At 63.6% G+C, this 1,430-nt stretch carries 1 protein-coding gene; it reads right to left on the bottom strand.

Going from position 1 to position 1,430, the window contains the following annotated elements:
- Positions 1-57: 57 nt before the first annotated feature.
- Complete coding sequence (locus A5791_RS07600; RefSeq protein ID WP_067233544.1) at positions 58-1,293, bottom strand: IS256 family transposase; 1,236 nt, start codon at positions 1,291-1,293, stop codon at positions 58-60.
- Positions 1,294-1,430: the final 137 nt, after the last annotated feature.

The following is a 1,430-nucleotide window of genomic DNA, read 5'->3' as shown; positions in this document are numbered from 1 at the left end:
GGTCAAGTCCATGGACGTGGTGTATGACGCCATTGTGTGATTCTTCGTTTTGATGGTTCAGGCAGTAAGCGCCGCGGGGGTTGCCTCCTGTTCTGTCGAAGTGTCTCCGACGGTGCGTGATTTGCTCAGGACGTCCAGGCCGAGGTAGCGCCGGGATTCGGCCCATTCGTCGTGTTGTTCGGCCAGCACGGCACCGACGAGGCGGATCAGCGCAGGGCGGTCGGGGAAGATGCCGACGACATCGGTGCGCCGGCGAATCTCCTTGTTGAGCCGTTCCTGGGGGTTGTTCGACCAGATCTGGCGCCAGATCTGTTTTGGGAAGGCGGTGAACGCCAGCAGGTCCGCGCGGGCGTCTTCGAGGTGTTCGGCAACTTTGGGCAGCTTGTCAGACAGCGCTTCGATGATCCGATCATATTGCGCCCCAACAGATTGTGTGTCGGGCTGATCGAACACCGAATGCAGCAGTGTGCGCACCCACGGCCACGACGCCTTCGGTGTGAGCGCCATCAGATTGGTCGTGTAATGCGTGCGGCAACGCTGCCAGGCAGCCCCGGGCAGCGTCGCCCCGATCGCGGCTACCAGTCCGGCGTGCGCGTCGCTGGTGACGAGTTTGACCCCGGACAGCCCGCGGGCGGTCAGCGAGCGCAGGAAGGTCAGCCAGCCCGCGCCGTCCTCGGCGGTAGTGACGTCGACGCCCAGGATTTCGCGGTACCCGTCGGAGTTGACGCCGGTGGCGATCAGGGTGTGCACGTTGACCACCCGACCACCCTCACGGACCTTGAGCACCAGCGCGTCGGCAGCGACGAACGTATATGGGCCGGCGTCCAACGGCCGGGTCCGAAACGCCTCCACCGCTGCGTCGAGCTCCTTGGCCATCACCGACACTTGGGACTTTGACAGGCTGGTGATCCCGAGGGTCTCGACGAGCTTGTCCATCCGCCGCGTCGAGACCCCCAGCAGGTAGCACGTGGCCACCACGGTGGTCAGCGCCCGCTCGGCGCGTTTGCGGCGCTCCAGCAGCCAGTCCGGGAAATACGAGCCATGTCGTAGTTTGGGGATCGCGAGATCCAATGTGCCTGTCCGGGTATCGAACTCGCGGCGACGATAGCCATTACGTTGATTGGTCCGCTCAATGCTGCGTTGCCCATACCCAGCACCGCACAGGGCGTCGGCTTCCGCGCCCATCAAGGTGTGGATGAACGTGGCCAGCAACTCGCGCAGCACGTCGGGGTGGCAGGTGGTGAGTCGTTCGGCCAACACGGTAGGCAGGTCGATATCGTGGGCAGTGGTCATCGCGTCGATTCCTTTGCTCGAGTGACTTTGGACGGTCTCTCGAAGAATCACGCGATGACCTTCAATCACTCGGCTACGACACGCCGGTACCGATGATCAGGGCCCCGACTCGTACACCACTCTGCTGGACGCAACCC

Origin of the sequence: Mycobacterium sp. 852002-51163_SCH5372311, assembly GCF_001667115.1 — a bacterium.
In the GTDB taxonomy this organism is placed as follows: Bacteria; Actinomycetota; Actinomycetes; order Mycobacteriales; family Mycobacteriaceae; genus Mycobacterium.
The sequence above is the reverse complement of the archived record's forward strand: the minus strand, read 5'-3'. Positions and strand labels throughout refer to the sequence as shown.